General features: G+C 63.0%; 14 protein-coding genes and 6 pseudogenes. 14 read left to right on the forward strand and 6 right to left on the reverse strand.

Annotated elements, in window-relative coordinates; all coding sequences use genetic code 11:
- Positions 1 to 831 precede the first annotated feature (831 nt).
- The 5 genes from C5F70_RS12720 to glnT all read right to left on the reverse strand — a co-directional run bounded on the left by C5F70_RS12720 (position 832) and on the right by glnT (position 6,632).
- Complete coding sequence (locus C5F70_RS12720; protein ID WP_102618269.1) at positions 832 to 2,157, reverse strand: ammonium transporter; 1,326 nt, start codon at positions 2,155 to 2,157, stop codon at positions 832 to 834.
- 188 nt (positions 2,158 to 2,345) lie between these two features.
- Positions 2,346 to 3,668, reverse strand: coding sequence for an FMN-binding glutamate synthase family protein (locus tag C5F70_RS12725; RefSeq protein WP_046383913.1), 1,323 nt, complete (start codon positions 3,666 to 3,668; stop codon positions 2,346 to 2,348).
- 15 nt (positions 3,669 to 3,683) lie between these two features.
- On the reverse strand, positions 3,684 to 4,358 hold the full coding sequence (locus C5F70_RS12730) for a protein glxC (protein WP_046383914.1): 675 nt from the start codon (positions 4,356 to 4,358) through the stop codon (positions 3,684 to 3,686).
- 11 nt (positions 4,359 to 4,369) lie between these two features.
- Positions 4,370 to 5,275, reverse strand: a complete 906-nt coding sequence (locus tag C5F70_RS12735; RefSeq protein ID WP_046383915.1) for a glutamine amidotransferase family protein — start codon at positions 5,273 to 5,275, stop codon at positions 4,370 to 4,372.
- Between the two features lie 22 nt (positions 5,276 to 5,297).
- Entirely contained in the window at positions 5,298 to 6,632 is a 1,335-nt protein-coding gene (glnT, locus tag C5F70_RS12740; protein ID WP_104903461.1) for a type III glutamate--ammonia ligase, read from the reverse strand.
- Between the two features lie 282 nt (positions 6,633 to 6,914).
- Between glnT and C5F70_RS12745 the strand changes: the two genes are divergently transcribed.
- From C5F70_RS12745 to C5F70_RS31495, 14 genes and pseudogenes are all read left to right on the forward strand, one after another.
- A complete protein-coding gene (locus C5F70_RS12745; RefSeq protein WP_078834999.1) occupies positions 6,915 to 7,514 on the forward strand; it encodes a helix-turn-helix domain-containing protein in 600 nt (199 codons plus the stop codon).
- 343 nt (positions 7,515 to 7,857) lie between these two features.
- Positions 7,858 to 8,724: a formyltetrahydrofolate deformylase gene (purU, locus tag C5F70_RS12750; RefSeq protein ID WP_046383918.1), complete on the forward strand. Its 867-nt coding sequence runs from the start codon at positions 7,858 to 7,860 to the stop codon at positions 8,722 to 8,724.
- On the forward strand, positions 8,721 to 9,626 hold the full coding sequence (gene folD / locus C5F70_RS12755; protein ID WP_079443521.1) for a bifunctional methylenetetrahydrofolate dehydrogenase/methenyltetrahydrofolate cyclohydrolase FolD: 906 nt from the start codon (positions 8,721 to 8,723) through the stop codon (positions 9,624 to 9,626). The genes purU and folD overlap by 4 nt, the downstream gene beginning before the upstream one ends.
- Entirely contained in the window at positions 9,608 to 10,849 is a 1,242-nt protein-coding gene (locus C5F70_RS12760; RefSeq protein ID WP_104903462.1) for an FAD-dependent oxidoreductase, read from the forward strand. The genes folD and C5F70_RS12760 overlap by 19 nt, the downstream gene beginning before the upstream one ends.
- Before the next feature lie 13 nt (positions 10,850 to 10,862).
- Positions 10,863 to 11,162, forward strand: coding sequence for a sarcosine oxidase subunit delta (locus C5F70_RS12765; protein ID WP_057005905.1), 300 nt, complete (start codon positions 10,863 to 10,865; stop codon positions 11,160 to 11,162).
- Positions 11,159 to 14,056 carry a 2Fe-2S iron-sulfur cluster-binding protein gene (locus C5F70_RS12770; protein WP_104903463.1) on the forward strand — a complete coding sequence of 966 codons (2,898 nt, stop codon included), beginning with the start codon at positions 11,159 to 11,161 and terminating at the stop codon, positions 14,054 to 14,056. Before C5F70_RS12765 ends, C5F70_RS12770 begins: the two co-directional genes overlap by 4 nt.
- A gap of 3 nt (positions 14,057 to 14,059) precedes the next feature.
- Positions 14,060 to 14,632: a sarcosine oxidase subunit gamma gene (locus C5F70_RS12775; RefSeq protein ID WP_104903464.1), complete on the forward strand. Its 573-nt coding sequence runs from the start codon at positions 14,060 to 14,062 to the stop codon at positions 14,630 to 14,632.
- Between the two features lie 824 nt (positions 14,633 to 15,456).
- Positions 15,457 to 15,942 (forward strand): flavin reductase family protein, encoded by a 486-nt coding sequence (locus C5F70_RS12780; protein ID WP_046383924.1) that lies wholly within the window; start codon positions 15,457 to 15,459, stop codon positions 15,940 to 15,942.
- A 111-nt stretch (positions 15,943 to 16,053) separates the two neighbouring features.
- Positions 16,054 to 16,134: pseudogene (locus C5F70_RS31100) on the forward strand (flavin reductase); the annotation flags it as partial.
- 300 nt (positions 16,135 to 16,434) lie between these two features.
- Positions 16,435 to 16,518: pseudogene (locus C5F70_RS31105) on the forward strand (flavin reductase); the annotation flags it as partial.
- Between the two features lie 108 nt (positions 16,519 to 16,626).
- A pseudogene (locus tag C5F70_RS12800) lies at positions 16,627 to 16,710 on the forward strand (flavin reductase); the annotation flags it as partial.
- 109 nt (positions 16,711 to 16,819) lie between these two features.
- A pseudogene (locus C5F70_RS31110) lies at positions 16,820 to 16,903 on the forward strand (flavin reductase); the annotation flags it as partial.
- A 301-nt stretch (positions 16,904 to 17,204) separates the two neighbouring features.
- Positions 17,205 to 17,288: pseudogene (locus tag C5F70_RS31115) on the forward strand (flavin reductase); the annotation flags it as partial.
- A 109-nt stretch (positions 17,289 to 17,397) separates the two neighbouring features.
- A pseudogene (locus C5F70_RS31495) lies at positions 17,398 to 17,481 on the forward strand (flavin reductase); the annotation flags it as partial.
- On the opposite strand, the gene C5F70_RS12825 reads toward C5F70_RS31495, so the two are convergent.
- Positions 17,478 to 17,753 (reverse strand): hypothetical protein, encoded by a 276-nt coding sequence (locus tag C5F70_RS12825; RefSeq protein WP_104903465.1) that lies wholly within the window; start codon positions 17,751 to 17,753, stop codon positions 17,478 to 17,480. The pseudogene C5F70_RS31495 and the gene C5F70_RS12825 overlap by 4 nt on opposite strands.
- Between the last annotated feature and the right edge of the window lie 34 nt (positions 17,754 to 17,787).

Raw genomic sequence — 17,787 nt, forward strand, 5'->3', positions numbered from 1 at the left:
GTAGGCGGCCAGGTCCCGACTCATGGGCTCGCAGGCTGAAGAACACCCTGGTGGCAAGCCAGTTGCAACGCAAAGCCCTGCCCCAGGCGCTGGCGCTGTACCTGTAGGAGCGAGCTTGCTCGCGAAAACCGTCCAGGCAACGCGGTCATCCAGGATGCCTGCGTTATCGTTAACGACCTTCGCGAGCAAGCTCGCTCCTACAGGGTTCTCAGGGGTTGTAGGCGGCCAGGTCCAGGCCCATCTTTTCCACCGACGCATGGGCACGCAGGCTGAAGAACAAAGCCCTGCCCCAGGCGCTGGCGCCGCACCTGTAGGAGCGAGCTTGCTCGCGAAAACCGTCCAGGCAACGCGGTCATCCAGGATGCCTGCGTTATCGTTAACGACCTTCGCGAGCAAGCTCGCTCCTACAGGGTTCTCAGGGGTTGTAGGCGGCCAGGTCCAGGCCCATCTTTTCCACCGACGCATGGGCACGCAGGCTGAAGAACAAAGCCCTGCCCCAGGCGCTGGCGCCGCACCTGTAGGAGCGAGCTTGCTCGCGAAAACCGTCCAGGCAACGCGGTCATCCAGGATGCCTGCGTTATCGTTAACGACCTTCGCGAGCAAGCTCGCTCCTACAGGGTTCTCAGGGGTTGTAGGCGGCCAGGTCCAGGCCCATCTCTTCCACCGACGCATGGGCACGCAGGCTGAAGAACAAAGCCCTGCCCCAGGCGCTGGCGCTGTACCTGTAGGAGCGAGCTTGCTCGCGAAAAACGCCCAGGCAACGCGGTCATCCAGGATACCCGCGTTATCGTTAACGATCTTCGCGAGCAAGCTCGCTCCTACAGTGGGCCGTTAGTGGTTGTAGGCGCGCTCGTTGTGCTCGGCCAGGTCCAGGCCCATTTCTTCCACCGACTCATGGGCACGCAGGCCGACCAGGGCATTGACCACCTTGAGAATGATCCAACTGACCACGAAGCAGTACACCGTGGTCAGCAACACCCCCTTGATCTGGGCGACGACTTGGCCGCCCATGGTCACGCCTTCCACCAGGCCGCCCATGGACGGCACGCAGAACACCCCGGTGAGCACCGCGCCGATCATGCCGCCGATGCCGTGCAGGCCGAATACGTCGAGGCTGTCGTCGTAGCCGAAGCGCCGCTTCAACACGGTCACGCTCAAGTAGCAGAACACCCCGCACAGCAAGCCGATGGCCAACGCGCCGCCGACGCCGACATAAGCGCACGCCGGGGTGATCCCCACCAGACCGGCCAATGCACCGCTGGCCAGGCCCAGGGCGCTGGGTTTGCCGACCTTGAACCACTCGGTGAACATCCAGCCGAGAATCCCCGCACACGCGCCCAGTTGGGTGTTGAGCATGACAATCCCCGAGGTGCCGTTGAGGCCGCCGCCGGAGCCGATATTGAAGCCGAACCAGCCGACCCAGAGCATCGCCGCACCGGCCATGGTCAGGCTCAGGTTATGCGCGGGCATCGGCGTGTTCTGGTAGCCCTTGCGCTTGCCGAGGATCAGGCATGCGGCGAGCGCGGCCACACCGGCGTTGATGTGTACGGCGGTGCCGCCGGCAAAGTCGAGCACGCCCCAGTTATGCATCAAGGCCCCCGAACCGCCCCAGACCATATGCGCCACCGGGGCATACACCAGGGTGAACCAGATGGCCATGAACAGCAGCGCCGCCGAGAACTTCATGCGTTCGGCGAAGGCGCCGGCGATCAGCGCCGGGGTGATGATCGCGAAGGTCATCTGGAAGGTCACGAACACGCCTTCCGGAATATCCCCCACCAAGCTCTCGGGGGTCATCCCCGCCAGGAACGCGCGGCTCAGGCCGCCGACAAAACTGTTGAAGGTCACCTGCCCTTCGACCATGCCCGTGGTGTCCACCACCATGCTGTAGCCGTAGATCACCCACAGCACGCCCACCAGCCCGGCGACGCCAAAACACTGGGTGAACAGCGAGAGCATGTTTTTCGCCCGAACCAGCCCGCCGTAGAACAGCGCGAGCCCCGGCAGGCACATGAACAGCACCAGCACCGCGGCGGTGACCATCCAGGCGGTGCTGCCGGTGTTCAAGGTGGGCGCATCGGCGGCCTGGGCCAAGGGGGCGAAGGCACTGGCGGCCAATAAGCCGAAGAGGGATTTGCCGAGAAGACGATTGATCATGTTCAAAGCTCCTGCAAAAGATAGGGGAGATGCATGTAGGAGCGAGGGGGACGCCTAGTTCTTGCTCGCGAAAAACGTCCAGGCAACGCGGTCATCCAGGATGCCCGCGTTATCGTTAACGACCTTCGCGAGCAGGCTCGCTCCTACAGGGGTGGAACGCCGTAGCAGCCGGCAAGCCGGCTCGTAACTCAGTAACCGGAACCCGGTATCCAACGGGTCCCCGCCAACGGCACCCGGGCCATGGCGGCCGACTCCACCGTCAGCGCCACCAGGTCCTCGGGGTCGAGGTTGTGCAGGTGCGACTTGCCGCACGCACGGGCCATGGTCTGGGCTTCCAGCACCATCACCCGCAGGTAGTTGGCCAAACGACGCCCGCCTTCCACCGGGTCCAGGCGTTTCGACAGCTCCGGGTCCTGGGTGGTGATGCCGGCCGGGTCGCGGCCGTTCTGCCAGTCGTCGTAGAAGCCGGCGGCCGAGCCGATCTTTTTCAGTTCCGCGTCCAGCCGTGGGTGGTTGTCGCCCAGGGCAATCAACGCCGCCGTGCCGATGGCCACCGCATCCGCGCCCATCGCCATGGCCTTGGCCACATCGGCGCCGTTGCGAATCCCGCCCGACACAATCAACTGGACCTTGCGGTGCATGCCCATCTCTTGCAAAGCCTGTACCGCTTGCGGGATCGCCGACAAAATCGGGATACCGACGTGTTCGATGAACACTTCCTGGGTCGCCGCGGTGCCACCCTGCATGCCGTCGAGTACGATCACATCGGCACCGGCCTTGACCGCCAGCTTCACGTCGTAATACGGCCGGCTGGCGCCGATTTTCACGTAGATCGGTTTTTCCCAATCGGTGATTTCGCGCAACTCGGCAATCTTGATCGCCAGGTCGTCCGGACCGGTCCAGTCCGGGTGGCGGCAGGCGCTGCGCTGGTCCACGCCGATCGGCAAGGTACGCATGCCGGCCACGCGTTCGGTGACCTTCATGCCCAGCAACATGCCGCCACCGCCAGGCTTGGCGCCCTGGCCGAGGACGATCTCGATGGCATCGGCCTTGCGCAGGTCATCGGGGTTCATGCCGTAGCGCGACGGCAGGTACTGGTACACCAGGTGCCGGGACTGGCCGCGCTCTTCCGGGGTCATGCCGCCGTCACCGGTGGTGGTGCTGGTGCCGGCGATACTCGCGCCACGGCCCAGGGCTTCCTTGGCGTTGGCCGACAACGCACCGAAACTCATGCCGGCGATGGTCACCGGGATCTTCAGGTGGATCGGCTTCTTGGCGAAGCGGTTGCCGAGGATCACATCGGTGCCGCACTTCTCGCGATAGCCTTCCAGCGGGTAACGCGACACGCTGGCGCCCAGCAGCAGCAAGTCATCGAAGTGCGGCAACTTGCGCTTGGTACCGCCGCCGCGAATGTCGTAGATGCCGGTTTCGGCGGCACGCTGGATTTCCTGGATGGTCAGGCGGTCGAAGGTGGCCGACTCGCGCAACACTGGAGGGGTTTTTTCACTCATGGTGTAGCTCCTGGTTCAGTACGCGGAGGCGTTATCGACTTTGAAGTTGTACAGCTGGCGGGCCGAGCCGTAGCGCTTGAAATCCGCCGCGCGGTGGGCGAAACCGGCACGATCGAGCAGCTCCTGCAGCTCTTGCAGGTGCTCGCTGCGCATCTCTTTTTCGACGCAATCGGAGCCCAGCGACTCGACCGTGCCCTTCACGTAGATGTGGGTCTCGTACAGCGAATCGCCCAGCGCATCGCCGGCATCGCCGCAGACGACCAGACGCCCGGCCTGGCCCATGAAGCAGCTCATGTGGCCGATGCTGCCGCCGACCACGATGTCGATGCCTTTCATGGAAATCCCGCAACGCGCCCCCGCGTCGCCTTCGATCACCAGCAAGCCGCCATGGGCCGTGGCCCCGGCCGCCTGGGACGCGCTGCCTTTGACGCGCACCGAACCAGACATCATGTTCTCGGCGCAGCCCACGCCGACGTTGCCGTGTACGGTGATCGACGCCTGTTGGTTCATGCCCGCGCAGTAGTAGCCGGCGTGGCCTTCGATATCGATGGACACCGCCTGATTCACCCCCACCGCAAGGTTGTGCTTGCCGTTGGAGTGGGTGACGCGCCACTCGTTGTCGATGGCCTGGGCGTGCAGCGCCTGGTTGAGGTCACGCACGGTGGCGGTGGAAAGGTCGATGGTTTTCATGTGTGCGCTCCTTAAGCTGACTGGCGTTCCCAGATGTACAAAGTGGCCGGTGCGGGCTCCCAGATGCGGGCATTCTCGATGCCTGGCAGGCTCGACAGCGCCTGGTACTCGGAGGCCATGGCGACGTAGTCGTCGGTCTCGGCGAGGATCGCCGGCTTGCACGCGATCGGATCGCGGATCACCGCAAAACCGTTGCGCGTGCCGATGGCGAAGGTGAAGAAGCCGTCGAGGTCTTCCAGGGCGTGGTCCAGCGCGTCTTTGAGCGAGTCGCCCTGTTGCAGGCGCCAGGTCAGGTAGCCGGCGGCGACTTCGGTGTCGTTGTCGGTTTCGAAATGGATGCCTTCGCGCTTGAGTTCCTGGCGCAGGCGGAAGTGGTTCGACAGCGAACCGTTATGCACCAGGCACAGGTCGGCACCGGTGGAAAACGGGTGGCTGCCTTCCATGGTCACCGCGCTTTCGGTGGCCATGCGGGTGTGGCCGATGATGTGGCTGCCCTGCATGCTCGCCAGGCCGAAGCGCTGGGAAATCTCCTGGGGCAGGCCCATGCCCTTGAGGATCTCGATGCTCTGCCCGGCGCTCATGACGCGCACGCTCGGCGCCAGTTCGGCCAGGGCCAGGCGTACCGGGGCTTCGTCGGCGTGGACCTTCAACACGGCGGCGCTGGCGTTCTGAAACCAGTCCAGCGAACAGCCCAGGCGCCCTTCCAGCTCGCCCATCAGGGCTTTCCAGTCGAAGGCCTCGGTGGTCGCTTGCAGGGTCAGCTTGACCCAGCCGTCGGCGACTTCATCACCGTAGATGGCAAAGCCCGCACTGTCCGGGCCACGGTCGGTCATGGCCTGCAACATCGGTTCAAACAGCTGGCCGAGTTGGGGTTCCAGCCGGGGGTTTTTCAGGTACAGACCTACGATTCCACACATATCAAGTCTCCGTCACACGGTGTCAGAAAAATTCGGTATAGCGCTGGACTTCCCAGTCGCTCACATGGCGGCTGTATTCCACCCACTCCATGCGCTTGAGTTTGATGAACTCACCCACGATCTGCGGGCCGAGCACCTCGGCGAACAGCGGGTCGGCTTCCAGCGCGTCGCAGGCTTCCTTGAGGGATTGCGGCAAGGTCTTGATGCCGCGCTCGGCGATCTGTTCCAGGCTCAGGCTGTAGAGGTTTTCATTGCAGACGTGGTCGATTTCCAGCTGGCGATCGATACCGTCCAGGCCCGCCGCGATGATCGCGGCGCTGACCAGGTAAGGGTTGCAGCCGGCATCCGGCAGGCGGAACTCCAGGCGGCCGTAAGGCACGCGCACCATGGCCGAACGGTTGTTGGCGCCAAACGCGATAAAGGCCGGGGCCCAGGTGGCGCCGGACAGCGAGTGGCCCACCACCAGGCGCTTGTAGGAGTTGACGGTGGGCGCGGCGAACGCACACAGCGCCGGGCCATGGGCGAGCAGGCCGGCGGCGAAGTGATAGGCCAGCTTCGACAGGCCCATGCCGCTCGGGTCGCTGGCGTCGTGGAACAGGTTCTTGTTCTCGGCGCTGCTGATCGACAGATGAAAGTGCATGCCGTTGCCGGCGCGCTTCGGGTCGGGCTTGGGCATGAAGGAACAGATCATGCCCAGGTCATTGGCGATCTCGCCGGCAGCCATGCGGAAGAAGGTGAAACGGTCGGCCGAGGTCAGGGCGTCGCTGTAGGTGTAGTTGATCTCGAACTGGCCGTTGGCGTCTTCGTGGTCGATCTGATAGACCTCGAAATCCACCGCCTGCAAGGCTTCGGTCAGGCGCTCCAGGAATACCCGCGAGCGCGACAGGCCCTTGTAGTCGTAGCAGGGCTTGTCGAGGTTGTCGCTGGGGTCGACCAGTTGCAGCTTGCCCTGCTCGTCGCGGCGCATCAGGTTGAATTCGGGTTCCAGGCCGGTGTTCAGCGTCCAGCCCTTGTCCTGCAGGCGCTGCACCTGCTGCAGCAGCACGTAGCGGCTATCAAAGGGATGGGGCTTGCCGTCGACATGCCCGACGCACACCACGCGCCCGTAACCCGGCTGCCAGGGCACCGGGGTCAGCGTGGACAGGTCACCCCGCGCCATGAAGTCCGGGCCGTGGGGTTCCATGCCCATGCCGCTGATGGCAAACCCGGCAAACCCGGCGCCCTCTTCGGCCACCGTTTTGAGCCCGCAAATCGGCACCGACTTGGTCTTGGCCGCACCATGTATATCCACAAACTGCGCAAGCACGTACTTGATGCCGTACTTGTCGATGATGCGCTGGGTTTCTGCTGGCAACATTGCGTGTCACTCCTCGCGAAAGGCAAAACCGTGTGGGTGGGCCTGGACTGTCTTTTTATTCCTAAAAAGAAAGTTAGTTTCTCCACAGGAATGCAATACCCTTGCCAGATTCGCGAGCGGCCGATTGAAGTGCCGGTGAAAGCGCTTTTGTGCTGTATATATGGGAAAATTGTTTTCCCCGTGGGAATACGTGCCTGGGCACGGCCGCCAAGCGCCGCTGCTTGCACTTTCCTAGTGCGAAACTAATATTACTGAACGGAAAGCGTGCAGGATCTGATGACTATGTCCACCGAAACCGCCCCCCGCCTCAAACTCGAGCAATACTTGGGTTTGCAGATCAAACGCCAGCGCCAGGCCCAGGACCTGAAGCTGTCCGACGTGGCGAAGATTGCCGATATCAGCCAGGGCATGTTGAGCAAGATCGAAAACGCCCAGGTCTCCACCAGCCTCGACACCCTCAGCCGCCTGTGCGATGTGCTCGGGCTGCCGTTATCGAAATTGTTCGCCGAATACGATCAACAGGACGGCAGTGCCTTGCTGGTCAAGGCCGACCAAGGCATGGAAGTGGTGCGCCGGGGGACGGAAAAGGGGCATACCTACCATCTGCTCAACCATACCCGGGGGCCGAAGAAGAGCTTCGAGGCGTACATGGTCAGCATGGATGACGCCAGCGAGGAGTTCCCGACCTTTGCCCACCCTGGGACCGAGTTTCTGCACTTGTTGGAAGGGGAGCTGATTTATCGGCATGGGAATCAGCTGTATCGGATGGAAGCCGGCGACAGCCTGACGTTCGAGGGCGAGATTCCCCATGGGCCGGAGCAATTGGTGCGGGTGCCGATTCGCCTGCTGTCGATCATGAACTACGGCAACGACAAAGAATAATCCGGACTCGCGATACACCTGAAGCACAGAGATCCAATTGTGGGAGGGGGCTTGCCCCCGATGAGGGGGGGCAGTGAAAGATGCATTCACTGACACTCCCTCATCGGGGGCAAGCCCCCTCCCACATTTTTAACAGCGTTCGATGCCGCTGGGCCTGTAGAAAATTTCCCCTCAGTTAAAAAACTTTCCCAAAACCCCTAGACGCCCCGCGTCCATTCCCCTATAAAGCCACTTCAGGAATATTTTATTCCTCATAAGAAAATGCGCTCACGAAATGAGCCTGCTGTCCTCTGACGTTTTTTCGCTATGCGATGAGCTGCCGCCATCATCCCGAGGACGTGTCATGCAACACGAAAAAAACCATTTCATCATCAAGGTCACTTGTCCCGCGGTGTCCGGCATTGTCGCTGCCGTCACCACGTACCTGGCGGACAACGCGTGCTACATCGGGGAGATGGCGCAGTTCGATGATGACTTCAGCGGTCGCTTCTTCATGCGTGCCGTGTTCCGTTTCAACGATGGGCACGCCGGCGACCTGGAACAGATCCGCGCCGGTTTCGCCGACGTCGCCCAGGCCTTCGACATGCAGTGGGCGCTGTACGACACCCGCGAGCCGATGCGCGTGCTGCTGATGGTGAGCAAGTTCGACCATTGCCTCACCGACCTGCTCTACCGCTACCACAAGGGCGAGATGGACATGACCATCACCGCCATCGTCTCCAACCACCTCGACCTGCGGCCCATGGCCGAGCGCGAGGGCATCCGCTTTATCTACCTGCCCGTGACCAAGGACACCAAGGCCGCGCAGGAAGCCGAGCTGATGAAGATCGTCGACGACACCCGCACCGAACTGGTGGTGTTGGCGCGCTACATGCAGATCCTCTCCGACGACCTGTGCCGGCAACTGTCGGGGCGCGCGATCAATATCCACCATTCGTTCCTGCCCGGTTTCAAAGGCGCCAAGCCCTATCACCAGGCCTATCAGCGTGGCGTGAAGTTGATCGGCGCCACCGCGCATTATGTGACCAGCGACCTGGATGAGGGCCCGATCATCGAGCAGGAAGTGCAGCGCGTGGACCACGTGTACAAGCCCGACGACCTCGTCGCCATCGGCCGCGACACCGAAACCGTGGCCCTGTCCAAGGCGGTCAAGTACCACCTGGAGCATCGGGTGTTCCTCAACCAGGACAGAACGGTGGTGTTCCGGTGAGCGCGCCCAAACTGATCGACGGCAAAGCCGCCGCCGCACGGGTACTGCTGCAAGTGCGCGAAGACGTGGCGCGCCTGCACGAGCAAGCCATTCAACCGGCCCTGGCGGTAATCCTGGTGGGCAACGACGCCGCCAGCCAGGTGTATGTGCGCAACAAGATCCTGCGCGCCGAAGAAGTGGGCATCCGCTCCGTGGAGCATCGGCTGCCCAGCGACACCAGCACCGAACAACTGTTGATCCTGATCGCCCAGTTGAATGCCGACCCGGCGATCCACGGCATTCTCCTGCAATTGCCGCTGCCCAAGCAGATGGACGAACTGCGCGCCCTGGAAGCCATCGCGCCGCAGAAGGACGTGGACGGTTTCCACAGCCAGAACGTCGGCGGCCTCAGCCAGGGGCGCGCCGTGCTCACGCCCTGCACGCCCAGCGGTTGCCTGTACCTGCTGGAGCAAACCTGTGGCGACCTGCGCGGTAAACACGCGGTGGTGGTCGGCCGCTCGAACATCGTCGGCAAGCCCATGGCGGCGCTGCTGCTCAAGGCCGATTGCTCGGTGACGGTGCTGCATTCGCGCAGCCACAACGCCCAGGCCCTGTGCCGCCAGGCCGACATCGTGATCGCCGCCGTGGGCCGCCCACGCTTGATCGATGCCAGCTGGCTCAAACCCGGCGCGGTGGTGATCGACGTCGGCATCAACCGTATCGATGACGACGGCCGCAGCCGCCTGGTGGGCGATGTCGACTTCGACGCCGCCCTGCCCCACGTCGCCGCCATCACCCCGGTCCCCGGCGGTGTCGGCCCGATGACCATTGCCTTCCTGATGAAAAACACCGTGACCGCCGCCCTTGCGCAACATCACGCCCTACGCAGCCAATCGGAGGCCGTATGCCATTCAATCTATTGAAATACGGGCTGAGTTCGGAGTACCCGGTGGAGGTGGATCTGCCGCCGCCCAAAGAACTCAAGTCGAGTTACGACGTGGTGATCATCGGCGCCGGCGGCCACGGCCTGGCGACCGCCTACTACCTGGCCAAGTACCACGGCATCAGCAACATTGCCGTGCTGGAAAAGTCCTATCTGGGCGGCGGCAACACCGCGCGTAACACAGCGGTGATCCGCTCCAACTACCTGACCAGCGAAGGGGTGCGCTTCTACGCCGAGTCAGTGAAGATGTTCCAGGCGCTGTCCAACGAATTCGATTTCAACATCATGTATTCCGAGCGCGGCCAACTGACCCTGGCCCACACGGACGCCACCGTGCGTTCGTTCCGCCAGCGCGCCGAGGTCAACAAGCACTTCGGCGGGCGCACCGAGATGATCGACCGCCAGCAGATCCGCGAACTGGTGCCCAGCCTCAACCTCGACCCCGGCCGCCTGCCGGTGCTCGCCGGGCTCTGGCACATCGACGGCGCCACCGCGCGCCACGATGCCGTGGCCTGGGGCTACGCCAAGCAGGCGGCCAAGCGCGGCGTGGAAATCCATCAGCTCACCGAAGTGCAAGACCTGATCATTGAAAACGGCGCCATCACCGCGGTGAAAACCAATCGCGGCACCATCCGGTGCGGCTGCGCGGTGCAGGCGATTGCCGGGCACAGCTCACTGTTGATGGCCAAGGCCGGCATCCGCTCGCCGATCCAGACCTTCCCGCTGCAGGCCATGGTCACCCAGCCGTTCAAGCCGTTCCTCGACCCGCTGGTGAGTTCCTCGGCCCTGCACTGCTACGTGCAGCAAACCAGTCGCGGCGAAGTGGTGTTCGGCGGCGGTTCCGACCCCTACCCGCTGTTCAACACACGCTCGACCCTGGACCTCAAGGAAAGCCTGCTGGCCCATGCCATCGAGATGTTCCCGTTCCTGGCCAACGCCAAGTTGATGCGCCAGTGGGCCGGGATCACCGACATGACCCCGGACTACAGCCCGATCATGGGCCTGTCGCCGGTGAAGAATTACTACCTCGACGCCGGTTGGGGCACCTGGGGTTTCAAGGCCACGCCGATCTGCGGCAAGACCATGGCCGAGTTGGTCGCCAGCGGCGGCAAGGTGCCGGAGCTGATCAAACCCTTTGGCCTCGAACGTTTCTCGACCTTCCAGCAAGTCAATGAGATGGGCGCCACGGCGGCCAGTCACTGATGGAGAGCGGACTATGAAAATCATGATGTGCCCGCTCAACGGGCCGCGCAATATCAGCGAGTTCACCTACGGCGGCGAGTTCAAGCCCATGCCCGATCCGGTCAACTGCAGCGACGCCGAATGGGCCGACTACGTGTTCAACACCGACAACCTCGCCGGTGTAGTGCGTGAATGGTGGATGCACACGCCGTCCAGCTACTGGTTCCTCGCCGAGCGCCACACCGTCACCGACGAGATCCTGCGCACCTTCGATCCCAAGGAACTGTTCACCCACCGCGTCGACTTCAACACCCCCCAGGAGATCGCCGGATGAACCGCCTCCCCGCCCCCATGGGCCTGCTGATCCAACGCGATCAGCCACTCGATTTCAGTTTCGACGGCCACCCCTACCAGGGCCTGCAGGGCGACAGCATCGCCAGCGCCCTGCTCGCCAACGGGCGCTTTCTGATGTCGCGCTCGTTCAAATACCACCGCCCACGCGGGCCGCTGAGCATGGCCGGCCAGGACGCCAACAGCCTGGTGCAATTGCCCCAGGAACCCAATGTGCTGGCCGATGCCCACGCACTGAGCAACGGCCTGGCGGTGACCGCGCAGAACGTCAACGGCACGCTGGACCACGACCGCGATGCCTATATGGGCAAGTTCTCCAAATTCATGCCGGTGGGTTTCTACTACCGCTCGTTCTACAAGCCCAAGGGCATGTGGAAAGTGTGGGAGCCGATCATCCGTAAAAAAGCCGGCCTGGGCGTGCTCGACCTGAACTTCCAGCCCGAGTACTACGACAAGGCCTACCTGTTCACCGACCTCGCCGTCATCGGCGCCGGCCCCGCCGGCTTGCAGGCGGCGCTGACCGCCGCGAATGCCGGGGCGAAGGTGCTGCTGATCGAGCAGCAGCCGATCCTCGGCGGTTCGCTCACTTATGCGCGCTTCGATATCGCCGGCACCCGCGCCGACAGCCTGCGCCACAAATTGCTCAGCGCGGTGCAGCAACACGCGAATATCCAGGTGCTCACCGAGGCCACCTGCAACGCCTGGTTCACCGACAACTACCTGCCGGTGATCCAGGGCAAGCGCCTGTACAAGGTGCGCGCGCAGCAGTGCCTGGTGTGCAGCGGCTCGTTCGACCAGCCGGTGATCTTTCGCAACAACGACCTGCCGGGGGTGATGCTGACCAGCGCCGCGCAACGCCTGATCAAGCTCTACGCCGTCAAGCCCGGCAAACGCGCGGTGGTGCTCACCGGCAACGATGACGGTTACCTCGCCGCCCTCGACCTGCATGACCAGGGCGTGGACGTCGCCGCCCTGATCGACCTGCGCCACGCCCCCGCCGACCAGGCCCTGGCCGGCGCGCTGACGCAGCGCAAGATCCGTTGCCTGACTAACAGCACGGTGTTCGAGGCCTTGCATGAAAAAGGCCTGCGCCATGTGAAGGGTGTCGATGTGCGCCAGATCACCGCCCAGGGCCAGGTCAGCGACAAGGGGCAGGTGATCGACTGCGACCTGCTGTGCATGTCGGCCGGCTATATGCCGGTGTACCAACTGCTGTGCCAGGCCGGCGGCAAATTGGCCTATGAGGACTCGCGTGCGGAGTTCAGCCTCAGCGGCCTGCCGCAGAACCTGAATGTGGCCGGTTCGGTCCACGGTCGGCACCAACTGGACAATGTGCTGGCGGACGCGAGCAACGCCGCCCACGACATCGCCCTCGCCCTCGGCTTGAGCCCTGCCGCAGCGCCTACCCCGCTGCGTAGCGAAGCCCAGGTCAACTTCAACTGGCCGATCTTCCCGCACCCCAAGGGCAAGGATTTCGTCGACTTCGACGAAGACCTGCAAGTGGCGGATATCGTCAACGCCACCCGCATCGGCTACCGCGATGTGCAGTTGGTGAAACGCTACTCCACCGTCGGCATGGGCCCGTCCCAGGGCCGCCACTCGGCGTTGCCGACTGCGCGCCTGGTGGCCTGGGCGACCCAGCGCAATATCAGCGAAACCGGGGTCACCACCGCACGGCCGCCGTTCGTGGCGGAGAAACTCGCCCACGTCGCCGGGCGCGCCTTCGACCCCTACCGGCAAACGCCGATGCATGCGCGGCACCTGCAGGCCGGGGCGAAGATGATGCCCGCCGGCATCTGGCAGCGCCCGGCCTATTACGGCAAGGCCGAGGACCGCGACGCGTGCATGCAGGCCGAAGCCCTGCATGTGCGCAACAAGGTCGGGCTGATCGATGTGTCCACCCTCGGCGGCCTGGACGTGCGCGGCCCGGATGCCGCCGAACTGCTCAACCGGATGTACACCTTCGCATTTCTCAAGCAGCCGGTGGGCCGTTCGCGTTATGCGCTGATGACCAATGAACACGGGGTGGTGATCGACGACGGCGTGTGCGCGCGGCTGGCCGACAAGCACTTCTACGTCACCGCCACCACCAGCGGCGTCGACCGTATCTACCAGCAGATGATCAAGTGGAACGCGCAATGGCGCCTGGACGTGGATGTGGCCAACGTCACCGCCGCAATCTGTGCGGTGAACGTGGCCGGGCCGGATTCGCGCAAAGTGCTGGAACAGCTGTGCAGCGACCTCGACCTGAGCGCCGAGGGTTTCCCTTACCTGGGCGTGCGCCAGGGCACGGTGGCCGGGATCAAGGCGCGGCTGCTGCGGGTCGGTTTCGTCGGCGAACTGGGTTATGAAATCCACGTTGCCGCACGTCATGGCCTGGCATTGTGGGATGCGTTGATGGCCGCCGGCAAAGCCTTCGACATTCGCCCCTTCGGCGTCGAAACCCAGCGCCTGCTGCGCCTGGAAAAAGGCCACGTGATCATCAGCCAGGACACCGACGGCATGACCCACCCGGCGGAAATCGACATGAGCTGGGCCGTCAGCCGCAACAAACCGTTCTTCATCGGCCGCCGCTCGGTGGACATCCTCGAAGCCCAACCGCTGAAACGCAAACTGGTCGGCTTCACCTTGCCCAAGGGCAGCGTGCAGCCGCTGGAAGGCCACCTGGTGCTCAACGGCCCGGACATCAGCGGCAACGTCACCTCGTGTGAATACTCCGCCAGCCTGGGCCGGATCATCGGCCTGGCCTACGCCGGGATCGACCAGAGCACACCGGGGCAATGCATTCCGATTCGCGTCGAAGGCGGCATCGTCGTCCAGGCCGAAGTGGTGCAGCTACCGTTCTTCGACCCCACCAACCAACGCCAGGAGGGTTAAGCCATGACCAGTCTGAAAGCCCACGAATTGCTCACGCCGCCCTGCCGCCTGATCGACCAGACCGACCTGCCCCGGGTCGGCTTTCGCGGCGCACACAGCGCCGAGTACCTCACGGCCCGCGGCTTCACCCTGCCCGACGCGCCCAACCGAGCGACCGCGCAGGCGGACGGCAGCTGGGTGGCGCGCCTGTCACAGAACGAATACCTGCTGCTGGGCAGCCCGGCGGATCAAGGCCAGCGCATCGCCGATGAAGAAGCACGCTGGGAACTCGACCACCGCGCCCACTACCTGCTGCCGCGCCAGGACAGTCATGCTTGCGTGCTGCTCAGCGGCGCGGTGATTGCCCAGGTGATGGCCAAGCTGTGCGGCGTCGATCTCAGTTTTCCGGCCTTCAAGCCGGGGGCGGTGGCGCAGACGGCGGCGGCGCGGATCAATGTGATCGTCATCCACTCGGGAAGCGTGGACGCGCCAGCGTTCCACATCCTCTGGGACCGCGCCTCGAAGGACTACTTCGACGGCGCGTTGCGGGATGCGTTGGAGGAGTTTGGCGGGGTGGGACTTGCCGATCGCGCGTAAAACCAGGATCAGCGCCGCGCTCTCGGGTTTTTCGCGAGCAAGCTCGCTCCTACAGATGACCCCGTCACCGTAGGAGCGGAGCTTGCCCGCGAGGATCGTTAACGATGACGCGGTAAGCCAGGATTAACGCAGCGGCATCAGGTTTTTCGCGAGCAAGCTCGCTCCTACAGATGACCCCGTCACCGTAGGAGCGGAGCTTGCCCGCGAGGATCGTTAACGATGACGCGGTAAGCCAGGGTCAACGTGGCGCTCTCGGGTTTTTCGCGAGCAAGCTCGCTCCTACAGATGACCCCGTCACCGTAGGAGCGGAGCTTGCCCGCGAGGGTCGTTAACGATGACGTGGTAAGCCAGGGTCAACGTGGCGTTCTCAGGTTTTTCGCGAGCAAGCTCGCTCCTACAGATGACCCCGTCGCCGTAGGAGCGGAGCTTGCCCGCGAGGGTCGTTAACGATGACGCGGTAAGCCAGGGTCAACGCCGCGCTCTCGCCAGAAAAACCTGTTCAGTCGGTATACCCCAACCGCCCCGCCCTGACCGCCTGCGTGTGCTGTCGCGTCGTCAGGCAGCAACCGATGAGGATCACGCCCGACAGCGTCACACGCCCCCAGTTTTTTACACGACTGATCCGTAGCTCTGGCGCTAATCTGATCTGCTAATGTGCCGCATGGCCAATAGCCATTTATCGCCTTTACCCCAGTATTTATTGGATACAAGACCAAGAATTGACGTTCATCGGGCGCTTGAAAAAGCAGTTGCATGCTTTGTATTACGGTATACCATCATACCTACAAGCTTATAAAAACCGCTCCACCGCCGAGGACCGTCCCATGATCGATGCCGCTATCTACAAACAAGTGATGGGTTCGTTTCCGTCCGGGGTCACCGTGATCACCACGCTCGATGACGACGGGCAAATCGTCGGGCTGACCGCCAGTGCTTTCAGCTCGTTGTCGATGGATCCGGCGCTGGTGCTGTTCTGCCCCAACTACAGCTCCGACTCGTACCCGGTGTTGATCAAGAACAAACGCTTTGCCATCCATGTGCTCTCCGGCGGCCAGCAAACCGAAGCGTATGCCTTTGCGCGCAAGGGCAAGGACAAGGCCCAAGGCCTCGAATGGACGCTCAGCGAGCGGGGCAATCCGATCCTGGCGAATGCCACGGCGGTGATCGAATGCGAGCTGTGGCGCGAGTACGAAGGCGGCGACCACGCGATCATGGTCGGCTCGGTGAAGAACCTCATCGTGCCCCAACAGAACGCCGGACCACTGGTGTATTGCCACGGCAAGATGGGCGCATTGCCCATGCCGGCTTAAGCCACACATCCAATCATGTGGGAGGGGGCTTGCCCCGATGGCGGAGGAACAGCCAGCTTATCTGTAGCTGACCCACCGCTATCGGGGGCAAGCCCCCTCCCACAGTTTGAGAACCTCATCGTGCCCCAACAGAACGCCGGACCACTGGTGTATTGCCACGGCAAGATGGGCGCATTGCCCATGCCGGCTTAAGCCACACATCCAATCATGTGGGAGGGGGCTTGCCCCGATGGCGGAGGAACAGCCAGCTTATCTGTAGCTGACCCACCGCTATCGGGGGCAAGCCCCCTCCCACAGTTTGAGAACCTCATCGTGCCCCAACAGAACGCCGCGCCATTGGTGTATTGCCACGGCAAGATGGGCGCATTGCCCATGCCGGCTTAAGCCACACATCCAATCATGTGGGAGGGGGCTTGCCCCGATGGCGGAGGAACAGCCAGCTTATCTGTATCTGACCCACCGCTATCGGGGGCAAGCCCCCTCCCACAGTTTGAGAACCTCATCGTGCCCCAACAGAACGCCGGACCACTGGTGTATTGCCACGGCAAGATGGGCGCATTGCCCATGCCGGTTTAAGCCACACATCCAATCATGTGGGAGGGGGCTTGCCCCGATGGCGGAGGAACAGCCAGCTTATCTGTAGCTGACCCACCGCTATCGGGGGCAAGCCCCCTCCCACAGTTTGAGAACCTCATCGTGCCCCAACAGAACGCCGGACCACTGGTGTATTGCCACGGCAAGATGGGCGCATTGCCCATGCCGGCTTAAGCCACACATCCAATCATGTGGGAGGGGGCTTGCCCCCGATGGCGGAGGAACAGCCAGCTTATCTGTAGCTGAACCACCGCTATCGGGGGCAAGCCCCCTCCCACAGTTTGAGAACCTCATCGTGCCCCAACAGAACGCCGCGCCACTGGTGTATTGCCACGGCAAGATGGGCGCATTGCCCATGCCGGCTTAAGCCACACATCCAATCATGTGGGAGGGGGCTTGCCCCCGATGGCGGAGGAACAGCCAGCTTATCTGTAGCTGACCCACCGCTATCGGGGGCAAGCCCCCTCCCACAGTTTGAGAACCTCATCGTGCCCCAGCAGAACGCCGCGCCATTGGTGTATTGCCACGGCAAGATGGGCGCATTGCCCATGCCGGCTTAAGCCACACATCCAATCATGTGGGAGGGGGCTTGCCCCGATGGCGGAGGAACAGCCAGCTTATCTGTAGCTGACCCACCGCTATCGGGGGCAAGCCCCCTCCCACAGTTTGAGAACCTCATCGTGCCCCAACAGAACGCCGGACCACTGGTGTATTGCCACGGCAAGATGGGCGCATTGCCCATGCCGGCTTAAGCCACACATCCAATCATGTGGGAGGGGGCTTGCCCCCGATGGCGGAGGAATAGCCAGCTTATCTGTAGCTGACCCACCGCTATCGGGGGCAAGCCCCCTCCCACAGTTTGAGAACCTCATCGTGCCCCAACAGAACGCCGCGCCACTGGTGTATTGCCACGGCAAGATGGGCGCATTGCCCATGCCGGCTTAAGCCACACATCCAATCATGTGGGAGGGGGCTTGCCCCCGATGGCGGAGGAACAGCCAGCTTATCTGTAGCTGACCCACCGCTATCGGGGGCAAGCCCCCTCCCACAGTTTGATTGCGGGGTGTCAGCCCCTCCCAGTGGCGTGAGACCACGCGATCATGGTCGGCTCGGTGAAGAACCTCATGCACGTTGAGGATGATCAGCACAGCCACCAGAATCACCGGTAGGCTGGCAATCACCGCAAAGGCCAGGATCAGTTTTTGTTTTATGTTCATCGGGCTCGCCTTCCTTGTGAGATGAGGGTGTAAC

It is taken from the genome of Pseudomonas sp. LH1G9 (assembly GCF_002949975.1).
Lineage (GTDB): Bacteria > Pseudomonadota > Gammaproteobacteria > Pseudomonadales > Pseudomonadaceae > Aquipseudomonas > Aquipseudomonas veronii.